The organism is Paenibacillus sp. FSL H7-689, assembly GCF_000517905.1.
Classification (GTDB): Bacteria; Bacillota; Bacilli; order Paenibacillales; family Paenibacillaceae; genus Paenibacillus; species Paenibacillus amylolyticus.
In genome coordinates this window covers 298315-323416 of sequence record NZ_ASPU01000028.1, presented here as the reverse complement: position 1 = coordinate 323416, position 25102 = coordinate 298315, and the positions used below count along the sequence as shown (strand labels likewise).

At 47.5% G+C, this 25102-nt stretch carries 22 protein-coding genes; 3 read left to right on the top strand and 19 right to left on the bottom strand.

Annotated features, from left to right (window positions below):
- Positions 1–37 precede the first annotated feature (37 nt).
- Positions 38–187: a 50S ribosomal protein L33 gene (gene rpmG / locus C170_RS21075; RefSeq protein WP_036613813.1), complete on the bottom strand. Its 150-nt coding sequence runs from the start codon at positions 185–187 to the stop codon at positions 38–40.
- Between the two features lie 234 nt (positions 188–421).
- Here rpmG and C170_RS21070 point away from each other — a divergent pair, with 234 nt between their 5' ends.
- Entirely contained in the window at positions 422–1456 is a 1035-nt protein-coding gene (locus C170_RS21070; protein ID WP_036613810.1) for a permease, read from the top strand.
- A gap of 83 nt (positions 1457–1539) precedes the next feature.
- Positions 1540–2523 carry a TIGR03943 family putative permease subunit gene (locus C170_RS21065; RefSeq protein ID WP_051447332.1) on the top strand — a complete coding sequence of 328 codons (984 nt, stop codon included), beginning with the start codon at positions 1540–1542 and terminating at the stop codon, positions 2521–2523.
- 123 nt (positions 2524–2646) lie between these two features.
- Here C170_RS21065 and C170_RS21060 read toward each other — a convergent pair whose 3' ends face one another.
- The 6 genes from C170_RS21060 to C170_RS21035 all read right to left on the bottom strand — a co-directional run bounded on the left by C170_RS21060 (position 2647) and on the right by C170_RS21035 (position 9451).
- Complete coding sequence (locus C170_RS21060; RefSeq protein WP_036613808.1) at positions 2647–3948, bottom strand: pyrimidine-nucleoside phosphorylase; 1302 nt, start codon at positions 3946–3948, stop codon at positions 2647–2649.
- Positions 3949–4189: 241 nt separating this feature from the next.
- Positions 4190–4897, bottom strand: a complete 708-nt coding sequence (gene deoD / locus C170_RS21055) for a purine-nucleoside phosphorylase (RefSeq protein ID WP_017688193.1) — start codon at positions 4895–4897, stop codon at positions 4190–4192.
- A gap of 96 nt (positions 4898–4993) precedes the next feature.
- Positions 4994–6172, bottom strand: a complete 1179-nt coding sequence (deoB, locus tag C170_RS21050; protein ID WP_036613806.1) for a phosphopentomutase — start codon at positions 6170–6172, stop codon at positions 4994–4996.
- Between the two features lie 29 nt (positions 6173–6201).
- On the bottom strand, positions 6202–7389 hold the full coding sequence (locus C170_RS21045; RefSeq protein WP_036613804.1) for a NupC/NupG family nucleoside CNT transporter: 1188 nt from the start codon (positions 7387–7389) through the stop codon (positions 6202–6204).
- A gap of 259 nt (positions 7390–7648) precedes the next feature.
- A complete protein-coding gene (gene deoC / locus C170_RS21040; protein ID WP_036613998.1) occupies positions 7649–8299 on the bottom strand; it encodes a deoxyribose-phosphate aldolase in 651 nt (216 codons plus the stop codon).
- Positions 8300–8512: 213 nt separating this feature from the next.
- On the bottom strand, positions 8513–9451 hold the full coding sequence (locus C170_RS21035) for a sugar-binding transcriptional regulator (RefSeq protein ID WP_036613997.1): 939 nt from the start codon (positions 9449–9451) through the stop codon (positions 8513–8515).
- Between the two features lie 240 nt (positions 9452–9691).
- On the opposite strand from C170_RS21035, the gene C170_RS21030 reads away from it, so the two are divergent.
- Positions 9692–10318 (top strand): FMN-dependent NADH-azoreductase, encoded by a 627-nt coding sequence (locus C170_RS21030; RefSeq protein ID WP_036613802.1) that lies wholly within the window; start codon positions 9692–9694, stop codon positions 10316–10318.
- Between the two features lie 281 nt (positions 10319–10599).
- Here C170_RS21030 and C170_RS21025 read toward each other — a convergent pair whose 3' ends face one another.
- From C170_RS21025 to C170_RS20970, 12 genes are all read right to left on the bottom strand, one after another.
- Positions 10600–10950, bottom strand: coding sequence for a hypothetical protein (locus C170_RS21025; RefSeq protein WP_036613800.1), 351 nt, complete (start codon positions 10948–10950; stop codon positions 10600–10602).
- 85 nt (positions 10951–11035) lie between these two features.
- On the bottom strand, positions 11036–12223 hold the full coding sequence (locus tag C170_RS21020) for an MFS transporter (RefSeq protein WP_036613798.1): 1188 nt from the start codon (positions 12221–12223) through the stop codon (positions 11036–11038).
- 82 nt (positions 12224–12305) lie between these two features.
- The gene (locus C170_RS21015) at positions 12306–13523 is read right to left on the bottom strand and encodes a M24 family metallopeptidase (protein WP_036613796.1); all 1218 of its coding nucleotides are present in this window, start codon (positions 13521–13523) and stop codon (positions 12306–12308) included.
- Positions 13516–14361, bottom strand: a complete 846-nt coding sequence (locus C170_RS21010; protein WP_036613795.1) for an ABC transporter permease — start codon at positions 14359–14361, stop codon at positions 13516–13518. Before C170_RS21010 ends, C170_RS21015 begins: the two co-directional genes overlap by 8 nt.
- The gene (locus C170_RS21005; protein WP_036613794.1) at positions 14354–15271 is read right to left on the bottom strand and encodes an ABC transporter permease; all 918 of its coding nucleotides are present in this window, start codon (positions 15269–15271) and stop codon (positions 14354–14356) included. Before C170_RS21005 ends, C170_RS21010 begins: the two co-directional genes overlap by 8 nt.
- On the bottom strand, positions 15268–16398 hold the full coding sequence (locus C170_RS21000) for an ABC transporter ATP-binding protein (RefSeq protein WP_036613793.1): 1131 nt from the start codon (positions 16396–16398) through the stop codon (positions 15268–15270). Before C170_RS21000 ends, C170_RS21005 begins: the two co-directional genes overlap by 4 nt.
- Positions 16399–16470: 72 nt before the next feature.
- Complete coding sequence (locus tag C170_RS20995; protein ID WP_036613792.1) at positions 16471–17607, bottom strand: ABC transporter substrate-binding protein; 1137 nt, start codon at positions 17605–17607, stop codon at positions 16471–16473.
- Positions 17608–17675: 68 nt separating this feature from the next.
- Positions 17676–19649, bottom strand: a complete 1974-nt coding sequence (locus C170_RS20990; protein ID WP_036613791.1) for a hydantoinase B/oxoprolinase family protein — start codon at positions 19647–19649, stop codon at positions 17676–17678.
- Positions 19646–21694, bottom strand: coding sequence for a hydantoinase/oxoprolinase family protein (locus tag C170_RS20985; protein WP_036613790.1), 2049 nt, complete (start codon positions 21692–21694; stop codon positions 19646–19648). The genes C170_RS20990 and C170_RS20985 overlap by 4 nt, the downstream gene beginning before the upstream one ends.
- Positions 21695–21735: 41 nt before the next feature.
- Positions 21736–22470 carry an FCD domain-containing protein gene (locus C170_RS20980; RefSeq protein ID WP_235200809.1) on the bottom strand — a complete coding sequence of 245 codons (735 nt, stop codon included), beginning with the start codon at positions 22468–22470 and terminating at the stop codon, positions 21736–21738.
- Between the two features lie 289 nt (positions 22471–22759).
- The gene (locus tag C170_RS20975; RefSeq protein ID WP_036613789.1) at positions 22760–23422 is read right to left on the bottom strand and encodes a class II aldolase/adducin family protein; all 663 of its coding nucleotides are present in this window, start codon (positions 23420–23422) and stop codon (positions 22760–22762) included.
- A gap of 69 nt (positions 23423–23491) precedes the next feature.
- Positions 23492–24982, bottom strand: a complete 1491-nt coding sequence (locus C170_RS20970) for a rhamnulokinase (protein ID WP_036613788.1) — start codon at positions 24980–24982, stop codon at positions 23492–23494.
- Between the last annotated feature and the right edge of the window lie 120 nt (positions 24983–25102).

Here is a 25102-nt window from a genome sequence, read left to right as displayed (position 1 = left end):
TTTCGTAAATATTACGATTTAAAAATAACAAAAAAATTTACCTGGTTTCCCGGTGGATCGTCATTTTCTTCAAACGTGGGGAGTACTTCTTCATCTCAAGTCTCTCTGGATGGTTACGTTTGTTCTTGGTTGTTGTATAGTTGCGGTCCCCGCACTCGGTGCAGGCTAAAGTTACAATGACTCTCATGATTGTTGCCTCCTCTTATTTAATCGTAATTATTACTATTTAATGATAGTAGCCTATGCTTTTTCGTTTGTCAACTCCATGCAGGAAAAGGATCTTTCAGTTCACGCCAGTTCTACATATCGTTGAAGAATCTTGATTAATCGTAAAAATGTTGATTAGAACATAGGAATGATGTATGTTGCCGCACGTACAAGCATATATTTTAGCAAAGTCCTAGTTGTGGAGGTCTGTTTCATGAAAATGGCAGCCAATCTGAAGCTCCTGTCCTTCCTGATCCCTTGTGCATTTCTTGTTCCCGTGTTGATCACAATGGCTCCAGACTTGAAGGAAGCATGGAACAGTGAAGCTTTGCAAAATATGAAAACCGTATTCATAGGTATTTTCCTTGAAGCCGCACCTTTTCTGCTCATGGGTGTGCTATTGTCCTCGCTCATGCAGTGGTTCGTATCTGAAGAAATGGTCCGTAAACTCACGCCAAAAAATCCGATCGGTGGTGTGCTGGTCGCAGGGCTACTCGGTATTATTTTCCCCATCTGTGAATGTGGCATGATCCCGGTAGTGAGAAGGTTGATGCACAAAGGCATGCCAGCCTATATCGCAGTTACGTTCATCCTGAGTGGTCCCGTAGTCAATCCCATCGTATTTACCGCAACCTTGCTCGCCTTTCCCTCTCATCCTGAGATTACCATTGCCCGTATGGGACTGGCCTTTGCTGTAGCAGCTTCCATAGGCATGCTCGTATATGTGTTTGTCCGTCGAAATCCTCTTCGGATGCCAAAGGTCGCAGTGACAGAGGTCAAGACACATCCTGGGTTTAAAATGGTGCAACCTCACGCGCACGCAAATGCACATGATCATAACCATGTAAAAAACTGGCGTAGCTTCTTCATTCACGCCGGAGATGAATTCGTCGATATGAGCAAATATCTGGTGATCGGTGCCCTGATTACAGCCTGCATCCAGACATTCATTAGCCGCAGCGATCTGATCTCACTTGGTAATGGTCCTGTTGCCTCCTACGTGTTCATGATGGGTTTTGCTTATGTACTGTCTCTCTGCTCCACGTCCGATGCTTTTGTGGCTTCTGCGTTCTCACATACGTTTGCACTGGGGCCGCTGGTATCCTTCCTTGTACTTGGTCCGATGCTGGATTTCAAAAGCACGCTCATGCTACTCTCCACCTTCCGTACCCGATTTGTTATTGGTCTAAGTCTAGCGATTATTACGCTCGTTTTTGCCGGCTCGTGGTTGATTAACCTGCTGGTATAAAGGTTGAGCAACATACTTCATGGCCTGAATGGTTAATCACATGAACTTTCATACTAACTATGAATAGAGATGAGGTGATGATTATGAACCACACGGTCTATACGATGACCAAACCTCCTGTTCCAAGGTCACACGTCATCCAATGGCATAACCTGATCCGTGCAGGCTGGATCGGCGGGGTGGCAGTGTACATTATTCAGTTGAATTCAAGTGATTCGCTTCATTATTATTTGGCTCCTACCATGCAAAAACTGCTATTATGCTGTCCTGTTCCCTTATTGTTTATTGCCGTTATCATGGCTTGGCATGGACTGTTCGGTAGAAACGAGGTTCATTGCGACTGTGAGCATCCACCACCTTCCGGGTTCCTACGCAGCTCGTTGGTATATGGTCTGATTGCTATCCCCTTGTTGCTGGGATTTCTGTTACCTGATCGGGCTCTCGGTAGCTCCATGGCCAGTCAGAAAGGCATGTCTCTCACCTATGCCCCTCCCGAGATTCGTCGAAAAGAGCCTTTACCTGATCCAGCAACTCAATTGAATGTACAAGATCTCACACAAAAATCAACGACCGTTCAGCCTGCATCGGCCACCAAAGTACAGTTCATTCCCCCAGACGAGTATAGCCGCGAATTCGCTGAACTGGCTGAGAAGTTGTATGCAGAACAGGTCATCCGAGTCTATCCCGAGATCTTCTCTGAAACCCTCGGCACGATTGATATGTTCCAGCGACAATTTGCAGGCAAAGATATCTCCTTAACCGGATTCGTTTATCGGGACAAAAGCATGGATCATGAATCACATTTTGCACTGGGACGATTTCTCGTCATGTGTTGCCCAGCGGATGCGGCTCCCTTTGGCGTGATGATTCACATCCCAGAAGCGGATAGCTTCCCTACAGATAGTTGGGTGCAAATTGATGGCAGCATTGGCTCTGCACAGGTGAACGGTAAGGATACGATTGAGATTCGAGCAACAAAGGTGACACCTGTATCCGAGCCGTCTACGCCTTACATTTATACCAACGCAGATTCGGTGATGGCGTATGAGAAAATAAAGAGCCCATAGTTGCTCGCAATAACTAACAGCGTAATTTCAAACGACAAAAAGCCCCAAAGCTATGGATTACATCGCTTCGGGGCTTTCATGTTCAGTCAGATACGAGATTACATCTCGTCTTCTCTGATTGTATTATTCCGTTACGATATCATGAACCAATACAGGAGCATCAGCATGATCCGCAATCGTAATGTTTTCTTTGATCTTCGCGATGACGTCTGCTACGTCTTCACGATTGGCATGAATTGTTACGAGGGACTCACCAGCTTTGACTGGGTCACCCACTTTTTTGTTCAGCATCAGACCAACAGCGAGATCGATCTCGGACTCTTTTGTTGCACGGCCTGCGCCGAGCAGCATTGCTGCAGTTCCGATTTCGTCAGCAACGATTCCGGCAACATAGCCGTCTTTGTCTGCTGGGACTTCAACCAGATATTGTGCTTGTGGCAAACGATCTGGATGATCGACAACCGAAGCGTCTCCGCCTTGGTTTGCCAAGAAATCTTTGAATTTCTCCAGTGCTTTACCGTTCTGGATCACTTCTTTCAATTTCTCCTCAGCGTGCTCCAAGGAATCTGCCTTGCCAGCAAGGAATACCATCTGACGTCCAAGTGCCAGACACAGTTCTTCCAAATCTTTTGGACCTTTACCTTGCAGTGTGAGGATGGCTTCTTTCACTTCAAGCGCGTTACCAATCGCCAGACCTAGTGGTTGGGACATATCGGAGATAACAGCCATCGTTTTACGTCCAACATTGTTACCGATGCTTACCATGGCATGTGCCAATTCTTTAGCATCTTCCGTTGTTTTCATGAATGCACCAGCACCTGTTTTAACATCCAATACGATTGCATCTGCACCTGCTGCAATTTTCTTGCTCATGATGGAGCTGGCGATCAGTGGAATGGAGTTAACGGTAGCTGTTACGTCACGTAGTGCATAGAGCTTTTTGTCTGCAGGCGTAAGGTTACCACTTTGTCCAATAACTGCAACCTTGTGTTCGTTTACGAGACGAATGAACTCTTCTTTTTCAAGCTCTACGTGAAAACCTGCAACGGATTCCAGCTTGTCTGTTGTACCACCCGTGTGACCAAGTCCACGTCCGGACATTTTGGCAACAGGAACATCCAGCGCAGCAACGAGCGGAGCGAGTACCAGTGTCGTCGTATCGCCCACTCCTCCTGTGGAGTGCTTGTCTACTTTGATGCCTTCGATAGCGGACAGGTCGATCGTCTCACCGGAATTCACCATCGACATCGTCAGATCGGCGCGTTCCTTGTCTGTCATATCTTTGAAGAATACTGCCATCGCCCATGCGCTGACTTGATAGTCCGGGATTTCTCCTTGTGTGTATCCTTGAACAACAAAATCAATCTCAGCAGTTGTCAGTTCTTTTCCGTCGCGTTTCTTAGCAATAATGTCTACCATTCTCATGATGATCTCTCCTTGTGTGTGTTGATTGTATTGAACACTTTGTTGTTAGTCCGTTACGGCTCCGGATCGTTCCTCCGATCGCTGTTGTCTCCAAGTTTTTTTGATTCCATTTGCAATGGAGAAAACTCGGAGACAAAGGCGAACGCTAACGCTTCTTCAGAATCGGTTCCGGTTCCTTCACTTCGTGCTAAAACAAAAGTTTCGATCCAAATCAAATGATTATGAATATAAAATGCAACAATTACAGTGTGATTGCTGTGTCCAGGGCAACTACCATCATGTCGTTGAACGTTTTTTGACGTTCTTCGGCAGATGTTTCTTCGCCTGTCAGCAAGTGGTCACTTACCGTCAGGATGGTCAGTGCGTTAACACCAAACTTGGCAGCGATAGTGTACAATGCTGTTGTTTCCATCTCTACGCCGAGTACGCCGTGTTTCATCAACTTCTCGGTTACGGAACGGTCATCGCGGTAGAAAGAATCGGAGCTGAATACGTTACCAACGTGAATCTTCATACCTTTAGCTGTTGCACGGTCATAGGCTTCTTTCAGCAGGGAGAACGTAGCAATTGGTGAGAAGTCATAACCACCGAATACGTGTTTGTTCATGCTGGAATCTGTACATGCTGCTTGTGCAAGGATGACGTCACGTACACGTACATGCTCCTGCATACCGCCACAAGTACCCACACGAATCAGGTTTTTTACGCCATATTCGCTGATCAATTCGTTAGCATAGATTGCAAAGGACGGAATACCCATCCCTGAACCTTGCACCGAAATCCGGTGTCCTTGATATGTACCTGTGTAACCGAGCATTCCACGAACTTCGTTGTAACATACAACGTCTTCGAGGTACGTATCTGCGATATATTTCGCGCGCAAAGGGTCTCCTGGCAATAAAATCGTTTCTGCGATATCCCCGGGTTTTGCTCCAATATGTGTACTCATGAATGAATCTCCTCCAGTTATACAATTAGTCTATTATGATGGCAGGACCGGAGCAGCCAAGCTACTCCGACCTCCCCTATCCAGTTTTTGAAAAACTTATTTCAAATCCTTCAGGAAGCTGGTGCCGTATTCCGGCAATTTCACTCCAAAGTTCTCGGCTACGGTTGCGCCAAGGTCAGCAAATGTGCTGCGCAGATCAAGCTTTTTGCCCTCGCTGAAGCGCGGAGAGTAGGCAAGCAGTGGTACATATTCACGTGTATGGTCTGTACCGCGGTATGTTGGATCGTTACCATGGTCAGCTGTGATCAGCAGCAGATCATCATTGGTCATTTTGGCAAAAATCTCGGGCAGCCGTGCATCATAGTCTTCAAGTGCCTGAGCATAACCTTGCGGATCACGACGGTGACCGTACAGGGCATCAAAATCAACCAGGTTCAGGAAGCTGAGTCCAGTGAACTCTTCATCCATCGTTTCGGACAACTTGTCCATGCCATCCATGTTGGAGACGGTACGAACAGCCTTGGTCACACCTTCGCCATCATAGATATCTGCGATTTTACCCAAAGCAATCACATCAAATCCACCATCTTGCAGTTCATTCATAACAGTACGACCAAAAGGTTTGAGTGCATAGTCATGACGATTCGCAGTACGTTTCCAGTTACCCGCTTCTCCTACAAATGGACGTGCAATAATGCGGCCGAGCATGTACGGATCTTCAAGTGTAATTTCACGGCAGAACTCACAGATCTCATACAGTTCTTTCAGTGGAACAACGTCCTCATGTGCTGCAATTTGCAGAACCGAATCCGCGGATGTATATACGATGAGCGCGCCAGTTTCAACATGCTCTGCACCCAGCTCATCCAGAATTTCCGTGCCGCTGGCCGGTTTGTTACCAATTACTTTGCGGCCCGTTTTCTCTTCAATGCGTTGAATCAACTCATCGGGAAAACCATTCTCGAACACACGGAAAGGTGTATCAATGTAAAGACCCATTAGCTCCCAGTGACCTGTCATTGTGTCTTTGCCTCTGGATGCTTCCTGCATCTTGGTGTAATACGCTTTAGGTGCATCCGCTACAGGGACACCCTCGATTTCTTTGATGTTGGACAGTCCGAGACTGGCCATGTGAGGCATTTTCAGACCTCCGCGTTCACGTGCAATGTGACCGAAGGTATCTACATCAAAATCATCAAATTCTGCTGCATCTGGCGCTTCGCCGATCCCTACAGAATCCATAACGATCAGATGTACTCTTTTGAATGTTGACATAACCTAAGCACTCCTTCCAATAATCCGGTTTACAAGAACAGTCCAGTAATGATCGCTGACAGCACGCTGACAAGCGAAGCACCGTAAAGCAGTTTCAGACCGAAGCGGGCGACCACATTACCTTGCTTCTCATGGAGTCCCTTCACCGCACCAGCAATGATACCGATGGAGGAGAAGTTGGCGAACGACACGAGGAAAACAGATACGATACCCGTTGTTCTGGCAGACATTGCAGTCTCCTTCAAATTAAGCATAGCTACGAATTCGTTGGATACCATTTTGGTTGCCATAATACTTCCTGCCTGAATCGCTTCTTTCCATGGAACACCCATGATGAAGGCAAATGGTGCAAACACATAACCAAGTAGCTCCTGGAACGAAATGCCAAGCACCGCGCTGAAAATTCCGTTAACAAGTGCGATCAAGGCAACAAAACCGATTAACATCGCAGCTACGATGATAGCAACTTTGAATCCATCCAGGATGTATTCGCCGAGCATTTCGAAGAAGGACTGTTTCTCCTCTTCCTGTACTTCCAATATATCTTCTTCCTCTGTAACCTCATAAGGATTCACAATAGAAGCAATGATAAAACCGCCAAACAGGTTCAGTACAAGAGCTGTAACCACATATTTCGGCTCGATCATGGTCATATAAGCACCAACAATCGACATCGATACCGTGGACATCGCCGAAGCACACAAGGTGTACAGCCGATGTTTTGGCAACAACCCAATTTGTTTTTTCACAGAAATGAACACTTCAGATTGCCCCAATACAGCCGAAGCAACCGCGTTATATGATTCCAGTCTGCCCATTCCGTTGATTTTGCTTAATACCAGACCAATATATTTTATAACAAAAGGCAAGATTCGGATATACTGCAATATACCGATAAGGGCGGAGATGACAACAATCGGCATCAATACGCTGAGGAAGAACGGTGCCCCCCCGCTTTCGGCACCTACAGTAGTCAAACCCCCAAATACAAATGCGATACCTTCATTCGCATAGTCGAGTAAACTTTTAAATACGGTCGCGAAACCGCCAATTAAAAAAGTACCCACTCCTGTATTCAACAGAGCATAAGCTAATATAACTTGCAAAACAATCATGATAGCCAGCGGCCGGTAACGAATCTGCTTTTTGCCGTTGCTTGCGATATAAGCCAGTCCAAAAACAACGAGTAAGCCGATAATGGCAATTAGAAATTTCATTTGATTTCTCCTTTGAAGGTAGTTAAGCCGGATGTGAAAATTCAGCTCAAAGGTTTTTCATGCGTGTAATGAAATAAACCTTTCAGAAAACAAGTAAAGCGCTTACAATAAATTCGTTTTATATCAATTTTCAGGCTAAAAAATAAAAAGACTTTTTCAGGCTTGAATCTTGTTCTCCATATCAATGATTAACATGAAGAACAAGTCCAATCCCGTAGGCAAAGCCTAGATATTATCTAACGAGTCAGATTCCAACGAATTAATAAGAAGATGTAGACTGACCACCCTGCATAATCTTCACTCCAGAACTTGCACCGATACGAGTTGCACCCGCTTCGATCATTTTTTGCATATCTTCCAGGCTACGTACGCCACCGGAAGCTTTAACGCCCACATCAGGACCTACAGTACGACGCATCAAAGCGATATCTTCTGGCGTTGCTCCACCTGTGGAGAAACCTGTAGAAGTTTTAACAAAATCAGCTCCAGCTCGCACAGCTGCCTGACAAGCACGTACTTTCTCTTCATCCGTCAACAGACAAGCTTCAATAATAACTTTCACCAAAGCTTTACCCGCAGCCGCTTCAACGACAACACGAATATCTTGTTCAACGTAATCATCTTTGCCATCTTTCAAAGCACTGATGTTGATGACCGTATCGACTTCAGTTGCACCTTTAGCAATCGCATCTTTAGTTTCGAAAGCTTTTGTCTCCGATGTAGATGCTCCCAGAGGGAAACCAATAACGGTGCAGATATCTACGCCAGTACCCTGCAACTGCTCAGCAGCATAAGCAACCCAGCCTGGATTAACACATACGGAAGCAAACTGGTATTGTTTCGCTTCTTCGGTTAACTTGGCCATTTCACTTTGCGTTGCGTCCGCACGAAGCAACGTATGGTCGATCATTTTCGCTAATTGTGGTGTAGTCAATTGAATCTCTCCCTTATCTGAACTAGTTATTTTCTATACACTTACACTAACATGAACATATGTAAAAATCAACTTGAACTTTTGTTCATAGTTACACTTACATTTCTTCTTCGTTATATTTTCTTCCTAAAAAAGCAAAACATCCGCCCTTTTTACGTGGCAGATGTTGTCATCCATATCCATTTGAAATTAAAATCGAAGTAATGCCTGCGCTGTGTACTGATCCGTGACCAGAATATTTGCGTAATGACCTTTGAGCGCGGCGTGTATGGCTTCAATTTTGCGTTGTCCTCCAGCGACAAGGATTGATTTTTCCTTATTTCTCAACTCGGCTAGATCAATTCCAACGGTTCTGCTGTTAATCTCTTCACTGATCAACTGACCTTCCGCGTCGAAAAAGCGTGAACAAATGTCACCTGCACCGGAGTTCATCAGCAATTGTTGCTCTTCTTCATTGAAGTAACCGAGCCTGAACAATAATGCATCTTCCTTCACAGTACCCACGGTAAACAAAGCAATGTTGGCCTGTCTGCCAAGTTCCACGATTCTGCCGATATGTCGATCCGCTTCTACCATGTTTTTTACTTCAATGTTGTCGAAAATAACAGGCAGCGGCAGATACCTTGGTACCGTATGGAATGCCTCAGCGAACAAATGAACAATCTCAGCGGCATACGTATTGACATGGGAGTGGCTTACGCCCCCCTTCAATTGCACGACTTCGACACCTTTAACCTGCTTGGGACGAAGCTGGCGTGCTACAGCATGCATGGTTGTTCCCCAAGTCACCCCGATAATATCTGCATCCTGAACCGTCTCTTGTAGGTAGTCTGCTGCTCTTTTGCTGATATGCTTCTGTATTTCCTCATCACTCTTCAACGGGGTAAAACACACAAGTGCCGTATCCAGATCATATTTTGACTTAAGTTCTCCGGCAATGATGTCGATATCCTCCAGCGGGTCCATAATTTCAATCCGGACATATCCACGATCTTTGGCGTACTGAAGTAACCTTGATACGGTTGGACGCGACACGCCCAACCTTGCGGCAATATCCTGCTGGCTATAATCGGACTGATAATACAATTTCGCTGCTTCAATGCTTAATCGTTGCTTCTCCAGGTCCATTCCCATGTGCGCTCATCTCACTCATCCTATTGTCTTTGGAAAATAAATACTCGTCCTGTATATTATACATGGATTGAGTATCCGGTCACCATATAACATCCAATTCAGTATCATGATCGATCCATTCATTCATATCCCTTTCTGACGTATAAAAATGGGGAAACGATGCATACTACTGCGGTCGCTTCATCATTGCCAAGATCAATTCACCCCATTAATCGCACAGAGAGGAAGAACTACATGTCTACCTTATTGTATATTACTGCCCATCCTCATGATCATGAAACCTCCTTCAGCATGGCTACGGGCAAAGCATTTATTGATGCTTATCGTGAAAGTCACCCTTCTGATGAGGTAGTTCACCTCGATCTGTATCGTTCGGATATTCCGCATATCGATGCGGATGTCTTCAGTGGTTGGGGCAAACTGCAATCGGGCAGTGATCTGACTGCCGAAGAACAGACCAAAGTAAGCCGTTTGAATGAACTATCGGATCAATTTGCCTCAGCAGATAAATATGTTTTTGTAACCCCGATGTGGAACTTCTCATTCCCTCCTATTCTGAAGGCTTATGTCGACTCGATCTGCGTAGCTGGCAAAACATTTCGTTATACCGAACAAGGTCCTGTCGGACTGCTGTCTGATAAAAAAGCACTGCATATTCAGGCCCGCGGCGGCATTTATTCCGAAGGCCCAGCGGCTCAAATGGAATCCGGTCATCGTTACTTAAGCATTATCATGTCATTCCTCGGTGTGCCGAAGCTTGATGGCATTTTTGTTGAGGGGCATAATCAATATAAAGATCGTGCAGATGAGATCAAGCAACAAGCTATCGAACAAGCACGCACTTTCGCAAAACAGTTTTAATAGAAGTAGTTCAAAAAGTCCGCTTTTGATTACGAAGGATGCCTAATGGCATCATCAGCATCGAATATGGAATTCAGCCGAAATGTCCGTTGCTCACGTAGTTTTCCCTACGCTCCGCTACTCCATTTCTAGCTTCATCCCATCTTCTCGGTACTGAAAACCGACCTTTTTGAACACTCACTAAAGTGTAGTAAACAATAAAGCAAAAACAAAACCCGCGTGCGACCTAGGGGATAATCCCAGGAAACACGCGGGTTTTCAATGTATAATCAACCTAGAGCTTACTGATGTCCAGCACTGGCACGGCTCATGGTTTCAAGTTTACGTGTGATCGCATGACGGTCTACTTTCAATCCCCAGATCATTTCAATAATCTGTTCTTTCTCCTCAGGACTGTCGGCATGCTTCAATTGCATTAACAGATCATGCATTTGTTCATTAATGCCTTCAAATTGAATCCATAAATCCTGTCTTACCTCTTTGGAATCCAGATGATGATTCGCATCGACTTCTTCCTTCAATGCTTGCAGAATAGCATCTTTCCATTCGTCATCACCTAGCTGTTTCGCAATGTTCAGGAGATCCAGATAATCGTCAACAAGAAGTGAGTTCAATTCAGCATGTGTTTTCATCGTTTATTGCATCCCCTTTTCGTCTATTTACCAAGTATTATACTCGGTATTTCAGGATATGCAATAGCTGTCGGAAAAAGTTGATTTATGTAGCCTGTCCCTTCAACCTGTGAACAAGCAAATTACACAAGACAAAACCGATCAAAACATACACACCGATCATCCCCACAATGCCTATCCATCCAAGATGACTGTAAAGCAGTCCACCTCCTGTTCCACTTACGCTTGAACCAAGATAGTAGAAAAATAAATACAACGCATTGGCTTGAGATTTGTGCTGATTGGCCACGAGTCCAACCCAGCTGCTTGCGATGGAATGACCGCCAAAGAAACCGAAGGCAAACAGGGCGAGTCCGATAATTCTGACCCAAAGCGCTGGATGAACGGTACAGACTGCACCAGCCAGAATAATTCCCAGCGCGATTCCAAGCACATGTGACCTGCCGTACCGATCTGCCATCCTGCCCATCCAGGTACTGCTGACTGTGCCCATCAGATATACCACAAAAAGACTTCCAACGATAGACTGGCTAAGATGATAGGGTTCACCCGTTAATTCAAAACCGATATAGTTGAACAGGGTCACGAATCCCCCCATCAGGAGAAAACCGAGTCCATACAGGCATAACAGCCTTGGATTGCGACATTGTGACCACAAAAGAGGTATTGGATTTTTGAATCCGGGTGCAGCTTTGACAAAATGACGTGATGGCGGGATGACAAGCCAAAAAATAACGGCTGCACACAGTCCAAGAATACCAATGAAACCCACAGCAGCGCGCCAACTGAACCAATCTGTCACCACACCGCTGATGAAACGGCCGGCCATGCCTCCTATCGAATTGCCACTTATATATAGGCCCATAGCATAACCAAGACTTCTAGGTTCAATTTCTTCTGACAAATATGTCATAGCTATCGCTGGCAACCCCGCGAGTGCCACACCCTGGAGAATACGAAGTAGAAGAAGCTCCGTATATCCCGGGCTGAATGCGCTGAGCAAAGCAATAACAGAAGATATCACCAGTGCAGCTGTCATTATAAAGCGTCGGCCCACAGAATCAGACAAGGACCCGATGAACAGCATCGTCAGTGCCATGGCGATCGTTGTAACGGATAACGTAAGACTGGCGTGTGCCGGCGTAATGGAGAATGCGTTGCTAATCTCAGGCATCAGGGGCTGGAGGCTGTAGAGCAAAGCAAAAGTGACAAAACCTCCGGCGAACAGCGCAAGGCTAATGTTACGAAACGTCTTAGTTCCCTGCTGAATCATGGATGTTCCAACTTTCCCAGTAAGAAAGCTTCTTGGATCGACTGTGGTCTGATCGCCGGTCAGCGAAGCCTTCCATCTATCGTTATTTAGTGAACAAATTCCGCTCCATATGGGTTAAAAAATCATAACCATCTGGCGTTACAACAATTGTATCTTCGATTTGGAATCCACCAGCACCTAGCTCGTAATATGGTACCTCAACACATAACACCATACCGGGCTCCAGTATACGCTGGTCCCCAGGGGAGAGGGTTATATCGTCGTACAGTTCCAACCCGATGGCATGTCCGACATGCTGACGTCGGTAATGTGGAATCCCTTCACGCTGTACGCGAGATACTGCCGCATGGAATACTTCCGACGCCTTGACGCCAGGGCGCACCGTTTCAAGTGCCGTCTCCCATCCACTTTTGACCGCAGCAAAATGTTTTTTCATCCAAGCGGTAGGCTCCCCTGCAACAACCGTGCGGCCCGTATCTCCCCAGTATCCTTCCAGCTGCAGGCAAAGATCGAAACGGACCTGATCTCCAACCTCAATCATATGAAAATAATTTTCGATGAGTGGTAGCGCACTACGTGGCCCTGCCCCTACCGCTGTCATTGCCGGAGTTCCACCCGCTCTCATCACAGCCAGACGATAATGATCGGCAAGTTGCTTCTCATGAACACCTGCTGCAATCAGGTCAATTAGTTCCTGCTCAATCCGTTCATTTAATTGGGCAGCCTGACGCAGTTGCTCGATCTCAAAAGGGGTCTTGACCAGACGGATTTCTCGGAACAACTTATATGCGGGAATTACCGGTCTGTCAGGAACCTCCTCCTTGATTCTAGCCAGAATATCGGGAGCGATCCGCATCTCATCGATTCCAATCGGCTGATCTTCGATCTCAAGCTGTTTTAATGCGGCCTTGAGTGCTTCAACAGGACCCGGATGAATAACCGTCGTTTGCAGAAGAGAATAAAAGAGATCAATGTCGTCAGTGGAAGGTTTGCCTTCAATTGAACCTTCCACAAAGAAATCACTGTAGGCAAATATATCTACCCCCGTAATACCGAACTGAGCTACAACGCCTAACCGATTCGTTGGAATGACGATACAAGGCTTTGCAGATCTGTCGGCAGGTAAAACAGCATAAATCTGCATGGTCCAGTTGCTTGCGCGTAGCTGGGACCCGATGACATAGTGAATATTCTCCGGAGTTGTTGCGATCAGGGCGCTTAGCCCTTGAGTTTTCATCACTTCTTCCGCCCGGTCCCAGTTCAGACCTGAGCTATGGTATAGATGCTGTGAATTATTCATTTTGATCCAGACCTCCTTTTGTTTTCCTGCGACCAAACAAACTTTCAAGTCCTGGTACAGAGCGCAACACTAGTTTAATCGTCATAAACAGAGCCAGCGCAAACGCGATCAATACAACAGACACCACGGCTATCGTTGGGTCCTGCCATTTCTCCATATACAGGAATAGCTGTATTGGCAACGTGTAGCTGTCCTGACGGAGCAGCAACAGAGCAGCCTCTACCTGATCAAAAGTGAAGACAAAAGCGATTGACCCTGACAAAAGCAGGGATAGTCGGAGCTGTGGCAGCGTAATTGTGAAAAAAATGCGTATCGGCCCAGCACCAAGGTCCGCGGCAGCTTCCCGATGAGCCGGGTGCAGATTGGCTAACGCACTGCCAACAATAGTGAGCACAAATGGCAGCACAATGACCGCTTCACCCAAAATAAGTGCAAACAGTCCGCCTGCAATATGCATTTTTGAGAATAAAATCAGGTATGCAATACCCAGCGTAATTTTTGGCATGACCATTGGAGATACAAAAAATGCCCTTAAGATACCAGAGCCCGGGAAAGGGTATTGCACGATTGCTAACGCAGCAAGCGTACCTGTAATTAAAGCCAGCAGAACCGCACCTGTAGAAGCAATAAGGCTGTTCTTGAATGCATCGAGAAACTGGGTCTGCTCACTCAGATTGGCATACCACTTCAAGGTGAGACCTTCCGGGGGAAATTTGCTGGCTGAACCTGAGCCTACAGATGTCAACATAATCATCAGCAGTGGCAGCAGCAAATAAATCGCTACGGCACCCACAAAGATGTAGAGTAACAGCTTGGTGCCCCTGTTCGACTTAACCATACGCCTGACCTCCCTTACGGGAACGACGGAACATCAGCATTTCTGCTCCTTTATTCACAAGCAACGAGACGACAATGGAAGACACAAGTAAAAACAGGCTGGCAACCGCAGCCATTGGCCAGTTGGTGTCCAAGGTTCGCTGATATATAAACACCGGAAGTGTCATGACTCTTCCCCCACCGATCAGTTGAGGTGTGGTGAACGCGGTGAGGCATAGCGTGAACACAATCTGTACCCCGCTTGCAATACCTCTTGCCGATAAAGGCAGGGTAATGGTCAGGAATGTTCTCCAGCTGCCCGCCCCCAGATCCTTAGCAGCTGCCTTTAAGGAAGCGTCACTATGGGACAGTACATTCAGGATCGGAAAGACCATAAATGGCAGGAAAATATGGACAAGGGCCACGACAACACCTGTCTCGTTGTATATCATGCTGAACCCTTCCTCGGTTAGCCCCAGACGGATGAACAGCCAGTTCATGAAGCCCTGTTTGGACAACAAAAGCTGCCATCCGTAAGAACGCACAACGGCACTGACCAGTAGCGGAAGAAACGTGAGCAGCAGCAACAATTGCTTCATGCCAGGCTTCTTTAGACCCGCAATGCAATAGGCCAGCGGATAGGCAAGCAGAAGACTCCATAGCGTAACCTTGAAGGCAATGCGAAACGTTGTGCCAATCAGCTTCCAATAATAAGGGTCGGACAGAAACGCACGATAAGCTCCTAAATCCCAGCCCCGAATAAGCTTTCCATTCTCATACATATCAAAGCTATATCTGCCAAAGATCAGCAACCCACCCAGATACACGATGCCCATCAGAGCAAGCGCAGGCAACAGAAGCAGTAACCGGGTTACCCATGTGCGGTTTCCAAAGGAATACAGATTCACGATCCGTTCCGCGATCCGGTTCATATTCTTGCCCCCTGTACACGGTCATCAATGGGTTCGGATAACAAGAGCGTGTCCTCTGGATCAAAGCCAACCTGTATTGGCTCACCTGGACTATAACGTGAGGTTCCCCGCTGATGCAGCACACTGGCCTGAATTAGAAAACCCTCAGCAATCTGCACGTTGTATCGAATATTTGCTCCGCCATACACCGCTTCAATCACGTGTCCATCCAGCTTGTTCAGGCAATGAGTTGCATCTTCTCCAAGTCGAATATACTCATTGCGGATTGATAAGGAATGTCGTGCTCCCGCTTTCGGTACAGCATTGCCATCACTGACTTTCACCAGCAATGGCTTGCCGAAGCATTCCACCCGAATTCCATTCACATCATGTCCCAGTACTTCCGTCTCAAAGAGATTGGTATCTCCAATAAACTTGGCCACGAAACTATCGGTCGGTCTTTCATAGATTTCATCAGGGGTTGCGTATTGCAGCAGCCTTCCATCGCGCATAACGCCAATTCGGTCAGACATATTCATGGCTTCGCTCTGATCATGCGTTACAAAGATAAACGTTCCGCCGAATTCACGCTGGATGCGTTTCAGTTCACGCTGCATATCGAGACGCAGCTGCATGTCCAATGCAGAGAGAGGTTCATCAAGCAGCAGCACTTCGGGTCTGTTGATCAGTGCGCGAGCAATGGCGACGCGTTGGGCCTGCCCCCCGGACAGCTCGGATACAGCACGCCTGCCATAGTCTCCGAGCTGGACTAGATCAAGCATTTCACCTACCTGCCGTTGGATATCGGCTTTTGGTAACTTCTTCACCTTTAGCCCATAGGCAATGTTGTTGAATACATCCATATGAGGGAACAGCGCAAGCTGCTGAAAAATCATATTGCTATTGCGTCCATAAGCCGGGATGCCAGTAACATCCCGACCTCCCAGCATAATGGTGCCCTGATCCGGTTGCTCAAGTCCGCCAAGCATGCGCAGCAGTGTTGTTTTGCCACAGCCACTCGGACCAAGCAAGGAAACGAATTCGCCCTTTTTCACTTGGAGTGTTACTTGATCAACGGCGGCTCGCTCACCATAAGTCTTCGTGACTTCCTTTGTTTCAATGGATATGGTCTCTTGTCCGCTGCTCATCTCTGATTCCCTCCCATCCATTCCAGGTTCATAACAAGACCCGGAATCGTAGTGTACCTGGCAACAATCCTTTTATTGAAGCTTTGTTTTCACGAGTCGATCCCATAGTTCTTTCCAAGAAGAACTGTTCTGTGCAAGCACATCCCAGTCTGGATTAATGCCGTTACTTTGCGTTTCGACGGAGAATGAAGGATCATCCTTGTACTTGTCCGGAACTGCAGCTGTCGTACTGGTTATCGGCGTACCCGTTGCTTCTGCATATTGTGACAACGCCTCGGCGCTCAACAACTCGTTAATAATTTCATTTGCAACACGTGCTTGCTCAGGTGTTGAGCCCTTCACTACCTGAAGTGTGTACGGGAAGGAGATGGCACCTTCACTCGGATACGCTACGGCAAGTGGAGAACCACCATCAATCCATGTCTGTGCAACCTGTGCACTGAATGGGGCAATGAGCGCATCACCTGACTCCAGTAGTGCCTTCAGCTGATCATTGGATGAAACCAATGTGCCAATCTGGTCACTGCGATCTGCCCAGAACTGGAAGGCTGGCTCGGGATTTTCATAGGATGCGCCAATCTCTTGACCTTTGGTAGCAATAAGTGGGGAGATATAGGAATAGAACATGTAGTCCCAGAGCGCAGTTTTTCCTTTGAACTCCTCGTTATCCCATAGATCGTTCCAGCTGGTAGGTGGCGTTTTCACCAGATCTTTGTTATATACCAGGGCGAAGCTCGAAACGCCCCAGACCACACCTTTATTGTCTGGCTTGTGGAAGGACTCGGGAATATCCTTAATATTGGTCACGATGCTGGTATCCAGTGGCTCCCACATGTCATCATTCAAGCCTTTTGCCGTCGCATCTGCATTGAAGTAACCGAAGTTAACAATCGGATTGTTGGCATCAGCCTGTTTGCCTGCAACCATCTTGGGGTACATTACCGAATTGGAGGATTCCTCAAAGGTGACTTCAACGTTGGGATGTTCTTTCACATACTCGGCAACCACTTCTTTCGGAACGACATCCTGATTGGAGCCAGCCCAGATAAACATCGTCAGCTTAACTTTGTCTCCGCTTGCTCCTGAAGAGTCGCTCTCTCCGGCAGTATTACTTGAGCTGCCTGCTCCACCGCAGGCGGAAAGCACCAATGTACCGGCCAGTGTCAGAGAGGCGAGGCTGAGAAAGCGTTTTTTGTTGGATTTGAACATGCAAATTCCCCCATCCATGTAGTTGGTTTTACCGATAAGACAGAACTAGATATTCTCCATACACTTGATCAATGCAATCCTATTTGCTGGCGTAAACCTTCCATAATGTCGGATATCTCCCGTGGATCTACAGATAGGGAATCCTTATACTTCTCCTCTACAACGCCCATGGTCTGACGCTTCAGGTAGTCTCTTAGTGCAAGCGGAGCATTCAGCAAGGCCTGATTCAGTGTTACCTGCATCTCATCGCTCCATATGTCTTCAAATTGCTCCCGCGCCTTGCCAAAGGCGAATTCCTCCTGCTGCCGTGGTCGCTTGGCTCGCATTTGTTCGGTATCGCTCTCGTTCAGCTCCAGGCCGTCAATCACAACACCATATAACTCAAGAGCTTTCTCCGGGGATACCAGCCCACTTCTTACATCCTCCAGAACTAGGCGTGGTTCACGTTCAAGTGGATCACCATATCCGCCTCCGCCTTGCGACAGGAACGTAACCGTTTCTCCAGGTTGAAGCAGCAGCTCATCAATTCTTCCCAGATGATGCTCACTTGCACGTCCAGCATTAAGAATCGCTTCTCCATGTGAACCTACGCCACCACCGAGCCTGCCCCAGGGCTGGAACTCCATACGCTCCATGTTTCTGGCCGTCATCACGGTATCCGGTGTTAGAATTCTGACACATAAATCAATTCCGCTTCCGCCACGGAAGGTTCCTGCACCCGCCGAGTCAGCACGAAGACCATAATGCTCAATCAACACAGGCATCTCGGATTCCACCGTTTCCGCAGGAATATTCCGAAGATGACCGACCGCAAAATCCATGCCATCAATGCCGTCTTTCATCGGCCTAGCTCCCGAACCTCCGCAGATCGGCTGAATTACGCCCACCTTTTTCTTGCCATCGGATGCATCTGTCATCGCCATCATGACGATGCAGGCTTGTCCAGCTCCTGCCGCGGGAACCATGCTGCCCTGAGCTTTCCCTAGTGCTCCCGTGATAACGTCCATCAGCCGGATAAAGGTCGCAGCACGTGCCCCAACTGCTGCCATCGGCTCCGGGTTTAGTACGGAAGCAGGCGGCGCGTAATTTCGCACCATACGAATCATGCCCGAATTCCAAGGAATGGTCGGATCGAGCGTACGGAAATAACGAATGAGTGCGGGCACCAGCATGTAATGACCCTGTTGGTTGTGGGTAGGAATGTTGAATGAAGCCCTAACCTGAGGATCGGTGCCGCTAAAGTCCAGATGAATGTCACTACCTGCAATCGTCATCTTGCAACGCAACCGAATAGGATATCCCCCTGGTCCTTTCTCCAGATAGTCCCAGAAGTCATAGGAACCGTCCGGGACATCTTGCACGATAACACGTGCCTTCAGCTCGGCATATTCCAGCAAATGTTCGATGCCCTGCTGGATTTTTTCCACGCCATATCGTGCAATGAGTTCCTCAAGCCGTTGCCCTCCCCGATTCAATGCAGCCATAAGCGCTTTGAGATCACCGAGATTTTGCTCCGGAATTCGGCTGTTGTCCAGAAACATGCGCAGGATCTGCTCGTTCAGAACACCAGCTTCATACAGTTTGACTGGTGCAATTCGAATGCCTTCCATATGAATATCGTAGGCGCTGGGAGATACGCTCCCCGGTACCTTGCCGCCCACATCGGATGAATGAACAAAGCACATGCCGTAAGCGATGATTCGCCCTTCGTGAAAATAAGGCTTGATGAGATGAATGTCTGGAAGGTGTGTGACCATGCCTTTAGTGGAATAAGGATCATTACATATGACGAGATCCCCTTCTTTCCAGTCTTCTACACTGTTAATGGTCGCAGCAGCAGGGATGCCCAAGGACAGGTTGTAACCCGTCTCCAGCGGTGACCCAAACGTTTCCCCGGATGGAGATAAGAGGTAGGTTCCAAAATCGCCCGTTTCTTTGACAAAAGCGGTGAATCCTGTGCGCAGAACAACATTTGCCATTTCTTCCACGGCAGCTTGAATTCGGTTGTTAAAAATCTCAAGAAAGACCTTGTCACCGATCATGCTTCCACCTCCCCAATCACGTTCCCATGCACATCCCGGTATACCTTATATCCTGGCGGAATAAAGATCGTTGTATCATATTCCTCCACAATAATGGGCCCGGGGATGGGGGCATCCACCGATGGAATTTGTCCCCTTTTCAGTACCTTGGCAGTCTGCTGTACATGGTCAAAGGTGATGAGCCTTTCTTCCGCTACACTCTCATCAAATGGCAAATTTGCCGGATCTACCGTGTTATGGGTAGGTAAAACACCAACAATGGTTGCTCTGAGACTTACAAACATGACCTCTGCCTCTGGCTGACTAATGCCAAACACGTTTTGGTAAGACGTATGGAATTTAATCCCTGCCTTCTTGGGATCTTCAATTTCTTCCAATGTCAGCGTGACCTCAAGATCAAAGGCCTGTCCCTCATATCGCATATCCGCACTGTACAGGCAATAAATATTGTCCAGCTTGACACCACCACGGGCTTCCTCATCAACCCAGCTACGTCCCTGGTTTTCCAATTCAGCAAAAAGAGAGCTTAATTCACCAGACTCCAGAGTCTGGGTACTTTTGTGTAACGTATGAACGAAATCATTGCGGAGATTGGCGACCGTGCAGCCCATGGCACACAGTGTTCCCGGAGATGGCGGTATCAGCACTCTGCCGATACCTACCTCGCGTGCCATCAGAAAAGCATGCATCGGGCCTGCTCCACCATATGCGAGCAACGTAAAATCGCGGGGATCAACGCCCTTGCGAGCCATGAGGGGAGAAAACTGGGCATACATATTGGCGGTTGCCACATCAAGAATGGCTTGCGCAGTCTGTTCGGCATTCAGTCCAAGCTTCTCTCCCAGATTGCCAAGAGTACGCTCTGCAAGTTCGGGATACAGGCGCATTTGTCCGCCAAGGAAATGGTCAGCATGCAGGATACCGAGCTGTAGATAGGCATCTGTGGTTGTCGGCTCTTCTCCCCCGCGCTGATAACATGCCGGACCGGGATTGGCTCCCGCGCTGCGCGGTCCAACCTTGAGTACGCCTACGGAATCAAGCCAAGCAATTGAACCACCACCAGCCCCAATCGCTGTTACATCAACAGCGGGAATGATGACAGGAAAATCTCCAACCTTGTTCTCAGAAGAATAACTCGGTTCTTTGTCAATGAGGGCAACGTCAACACTTGTCCCACCCATGTCAAATGTGATGACCTGATGAATGCCCGCTCGTTCAGCAATATGCGTCGCGGCGATTACACCGGAAGCAGGCCCGGACAGAAGCGTACGTACCGGCTCATTAGCCGCTCTGGCAGCCGTCATAATTCCACCGTTGGACATGGTCGACAGCAAGTTGGCTTTGAGGCCGTATGCCTGAATCCCTTCTTGCAGACGCAGGAAGTAGGACCCCATCCGTTCACCTACATAAGCGTTCATGGCCGTTGCGAGTGTTCGTTCGAACTCACGCTGTTGTGGCCAGATGGCGCTGCTTCGGCAGATGAACAGTTGCGGATAACGTTCCCTAATCAGATCTTCCGCAAGCTGCTCATGAGCAGGATTCACATAAGCATGTAAAAAGCTAATCGCCAAAGCGGTAACGCCATCCTCCACCAGCTCATCCACCGATTGCAACAGTTGTTCCTCATTCAGTGGCTGGAGTATGCCCCCACTCGCAATGACCCGTTCATCGACTTCCTTAACGCGATGTCTCGGTACCAGCGCATCAGTCTTTTCACCATACAGATTGGTTGTATCCTCAAGTCGCAACCGGCGGATTTCAAGAATGTCACGGAATCCTTTAGTGACCAGCAGACCTGTAACTGCGCCATTTCGCTCAATCAACGTGTTGACACCAAGTGTTGTTCCATGCACAAACAGATCAATCTCATGAATATTCACACCAGTCGCCTTCAACTGATCAAGTGCGTTAAAAATCGCCTGTTCCGGAGCTACTGCAATCGATGGCGTCTTCAGCGCCGCAATCACCCTGCCCTGATGGTCCATCACCAGCGCATCCGTGAAAGTACCTCCGATATCTATGCCTAAACGGTAGATTGTGTCCACAAGCTCAACTCCTTTATCACCGGGTCTCATTCTAAGGAATGTTATTGGTTTTGGTTTTGCATGGCGAAATAACGTTTGACATCATCGATCATTTGGTTGATATGATTCACCATTGCCGCTTCAGCCTGCTCCGGAGAGCCCGCTACAATAGCATCCAGAATCTGCTGATGATCCACAACTAATTCACTTCCTACTCTCCGGCGAATATACGCGGTTTCCAGAAAATCGCGGCTTGTCTCCCATACCAGTTCAACCGCATGCAGAAGAATTTGGTTTTGCGCAGCATAAGCCAGCAATCTGTGAAACTCCCGGTCCTCCTCGTATGGTATAATATTCTTGGAAAGCAATTCATGCTGGTTGGCAATCGATGCTTGCAACAGTACTATGTATTCTTTCGAGGCACGTTGTGCTGCCAGGGAAGCGATCTCCCGCTCAAGTGCCCTTCTGGCAACGAGAACATCCAGCAGAGCCTTTTCCCCGGAATGGTTCAGCATCTGAATTAACTGTGAGTTCACGCTTTGTTGCTGCAAATCTTTTTCCAACGTCTTCATTCGATCCAGACCCTGTTCGGTCAAAGTTCTTCCCTTGCGACCTTCCAGAACTGTAAAACCTTCAACATCCATCTCCATAAGTCTTCTTCCGATGGTTGCCTGACTCAGACCATACGTTTTGCCCAAAGTATGAACCAACGTACTGGCCCCGATGGGAGCATTAGCGTCTCGAAGCTGCTTTAGCAGTTCGTATTCCAACTCCATTTCGTTTAGCTCAGGACCCACTGATCTCACCCCTCTTAGATACTTAATTGTTTTTTTATCTTTCTCGTAGTTGTTACTCACTGATGATTAACGTTAGTATACCTTGCAGACATCACAATTTCAACAATTCTCATCAAATTAGTGCGAATTATTCCCTCAGATATACTGTGCGCCTTTTCAATTCAAAATTAAAATTAAATAAGAGCATTTCACATCCTTTATTCCAGCGTTTATCTGGAGGATGCAATCTGCCCTTAACGTAGCAATCTTTTAAGATCACGAATGTAATCATTAATACTCAAATCAGGTATCAGGACTTGAGTTGTTGCAATAACTGCACACGGTAGGCTTCACTTTCAAGCGATTGAATTTCCTTATATTCTTCGGCAGTAAGCACTTTGGGTTCCCCGGCTGCTTTGGCGATCATATATACCTTCGCGCTTTCTTCCACCACTTGGGTGCGGTAATAGGCTTCGCGGAGGTTTTTACCGGTCGTAACCAATCCGTGATTGACGAGAATGAGTGCCGTATGTTCTTCTACCTTTGCTGAGACTGCATCGGCAAGTTGTTTCGTCGTTGGTAGAACATATGGAACAAATCCGATATCACCTACCAAGGCGGACTGATCAGGGAACAAGTGTGGCAATTCATCGAAAACGAGACTGAGTGCGATCGTATATGCCGGGTGCGTATGCACAATGGCTTGGATATCAGGATTCACACGATAACTGTACAGATGCATCAATACTTCGGAAGAAGGGCGTATTGCTCCCGCACGAGTCTCTCCTGTCTCGATATCAATGGCGATCCATTCGTCAGGCTCCAGATCCTCAAGTGCATAACCACTCGGAGACAACAACATCGTTCCCCCAGAGCGAGCGCTCAGATTCCCACCAGGTCCGACTACCAGTCCTTGAGCAACTGCTCTCTGAGCATACTTCGTTAACTCTTCCCTTACTTGTTGTTCAGACATGTTTTCTCCACTCCTCATACTTTTCTTTTTAGCATTTTGCGTCAATGCTCATTGCATTGAATCTATTTATTACCTTTTGATTTGATTCAGACTTTGGTAGTTTTCATAAGCTTCCTGCCACAGCTCTGTATCCTCAGGTTCATAGGTCTCAGGGGAAAAGGAAGCAGCCATGACCTCCCGTACCTCGGCCAAGCTACTCACTTCTCCATGCGCAAGGAATTGCAGCATGCAATTCCCGGCTGATGTCGCCTCTGCCGGGCCTGCCACTACCGCGACACCGGCTGCATTGGCTGTAAACTGGCATAGTAGTCGATTGTGTACACCACCACCAACCATATGAATGACACGAGGTCTTGTACCTGTAATCAACTGCAGTTCATCCAGCGTTTGTCTGAATTCTAATGCAAGACTTTCCAGAATGCAGCGCACAATCGCTCCAGTCGTTTCAGGCACAGTCTGTCCGGTGAGATTGCATTGTTGCCGTATTCGTTCAGACATATTTCCTGGCGCCAAATACACGCCATCTCCCGGCGATACATAACTTTGATGCGGCGTTGCCAAGGTAGCCAATTGAATCAGTTCTTCATGTGTAAAAGGTTGATTCTCCCGCTCCCATTGCCGTTTGCATTCCTGTAGCAGCCACAAGCCTGAACGATTTTTCAGGGTGCGTACTTTTCCACTTACCGTCCCTTCATTGGTGAATCCCAATGCACGACTTCGGTTATCCAATACAGGTGTATCACGCTCCACCCCCATAAGAGACCAGGTACCACAGCTGATAAAAGCGAAATCCAAATCATTCGCAGGTATTGCTGCCAAGGCAGATGCCGTATCATGTGAGCCCACAGAGACTACCTGCATCGGTCCAGTCCGTAACTCTTCGCACAACTCATTTGTTAAATCACCCAGCACGGTACCCGGTTGAACGAGTTTTGGAAATAATGTTTCCGGTATACCGAGACGCCCGATCAGATGTTCATTCCAACGCGCCTCGCCTGCATGCAACAGCCCGCTAGTACTTGCAATCGTATACTCACAAGCCTGCTGACCGGATAGATAATAGTGAAATAAATCCGGCATAAATAACATGCGCACATCCGTACGCAAACCTTCGGCCTGCTCTCGTACACTGCCTAGCAGTTGAAATACTGTATTGATCTGCTGCGGCAAAACGCCAGACATGGCATACAGTTCTTCATCTTTCACCATGTGCAGAACTTCTTCCATCCACTGTGCATTGCGTGCTTCCCGATAGTGACGTGGGTTCGAGCACAACCTTCCCGCACCATCCACCAGTCCATAGTCCACTCCCCACGTATCCACTGCTATAGAACGGACCGATGGAGAGAGGCCTTGCGTCCCTTTCACAATGCCTTGTTTTAATTCATGAAAAAGTCGCAAGAAATCCCAATACAGTCCATCCCCCAGTTGCACGGGTTCGTTGTTGAATCGATGCACTTCTTGTAACGAGAGTCTGTTTCCATCAAAAGAACCCCGGACTACGCGTCCACTACCGGCACCGTAATCGGCAGCAAGCACATGTGTTGCTTGATTGCCCATTCTTTCAAGCCTCCTTAACTCTTCGCGATAAGCCGTATTCGAGTTCTGAGCACAGCTTTCAAGAGAAAGCCATGTTACCTCATCTCACAAGGAACATGGCGTTTGACAGGAATGGAACTT

Coding starts and splice junctions, on each gene's coding strand:
- C170_RS21025 (WP_036613800.1), bottom strand. CDS start 10,950: ATGAAAACACATGCTGAATTGAACTCACTTCTTGTTGACGATTATCTG.
- C170_RS21060 (WP_036613808.1), bottom strand. CDS start 3,948: ATGAGAATGGTAGACATTATTGCTAAGAAACGCGACGGAAAAGAACTG.
- C170_RS20975 (WP_036613789.1), bottom strand. CDS start 23,422: ATGTCTGAACAACAAGTAAGGGAAGAGTTAACGAAGTATGCTCAGAGA.
- C170_RS20990 (WP_036613791.1), bottom strand. CDS start 19,649: ATGATCGGTGACAAGGTCTTTCTTGAGATTTTTAACAACCGAATTCAA.
- deoB (WP_036613806.1), bottom strand. CDS start 6,172: ATGTCAACATTCAAAAGAGTACATCTGATCGTTATGGATTCTGTAGGG.
- C170_RS20970 (WP_036613788.1), bottom strand. CDS start 24,982: ATGGGCAATCAAGCAACACATGTGCTTGCTGCCGATTACGGTGCCGGT.
- C170_RS21000 (WP_036613793.1), bottom strand. CDS start 16,398: ATGAGCAGCGGACAAGAGACCATATCCATTGAAACAAAGGAAGTCACG.
- C170_RS21065 (WP_051447332.1), top strand. CDS start 1,540: ATGAACCACACGGTCTATACGATGACCAAACCTCCTGTTCCAAGGTCA.
- C170_RS21045 (WP_036613804.1), bottom strand. CDS start 7,389: ATGAAATTTCTAATTGCCATTATCGGCTTACTCGTTGTTTTTGGACTG.
- C170_RS21005 (WP_036613794.1), bottom strand. CDS start 15,271: ATGAACCGGATCGCGGAACGGATCGTGAATCTGTATTCCTTTGGAAAC.
- C170_RS20995 (WP_036613792.1), bottom strand. CDS start 17,607: ATGTTCAAATCCAACAAAAAACGCTTTCTCAGCCTCGCCTCTCTGACA.
- deoC (WP_036613998.1), bottom strand. CDS start 8,299: ATGATCGACCATACGTTGCTTCGTGCGGACGCAACGCAAAGTGAAATG.
- C170_RS21015 (WP_036613796.1), bottom strand. CDS start 13,523: ATGAATAATTCACAGCATCTATACCATAGCTCAGGTCTGAACTGGGAC.
- C170_RS21010 (WP_036613795.1), bottom strand. CDS start 14,361: ATGGTTAAGTCGAACAGGGGCACCAAGCTGTTACTCTACATCTTTGTG.
- C170_RS21030 (WP_036613802.1), top strand. CDS start 9,692: ATGTCTACCTTATTGTATATTACTGCCCATCCTCATGATCATGAAACC.
- C170_RS21070 (WP_036613810.1), top strand. CDS start 422: ATGAAAATGGCAGCCAATCTGAAGCTCCTGTCCTTCCTGATCCCTTGT.
- rpmG (WP_036613813.1), bottom strand. CDS start 187: ATGAGAGTCATTGTAACTTTAGCCTGCACCGAGTGCGGGGACCGCAAC.
- C170_RS21035 (WP_036613997.1), bottom strand. CDS start 9,451: ATGGACCTGGAGAAGCAACGATTAAGCATTGAAGCAGCGAAATTGTAT.
- C170_RS21020 (WP_036613798.1), bottom strand. CDS start 12,223: ATGATTCAGCAGGGAACTAAGACGTTTCGTAACATTAGCCTTGCGCTG.
- deoD (WP_017688193.1), bottom strand. CDS start 4,897: ATGAGTACACATATTGGAGCAAAACCCGGGGATATCGCAGAAACGATT.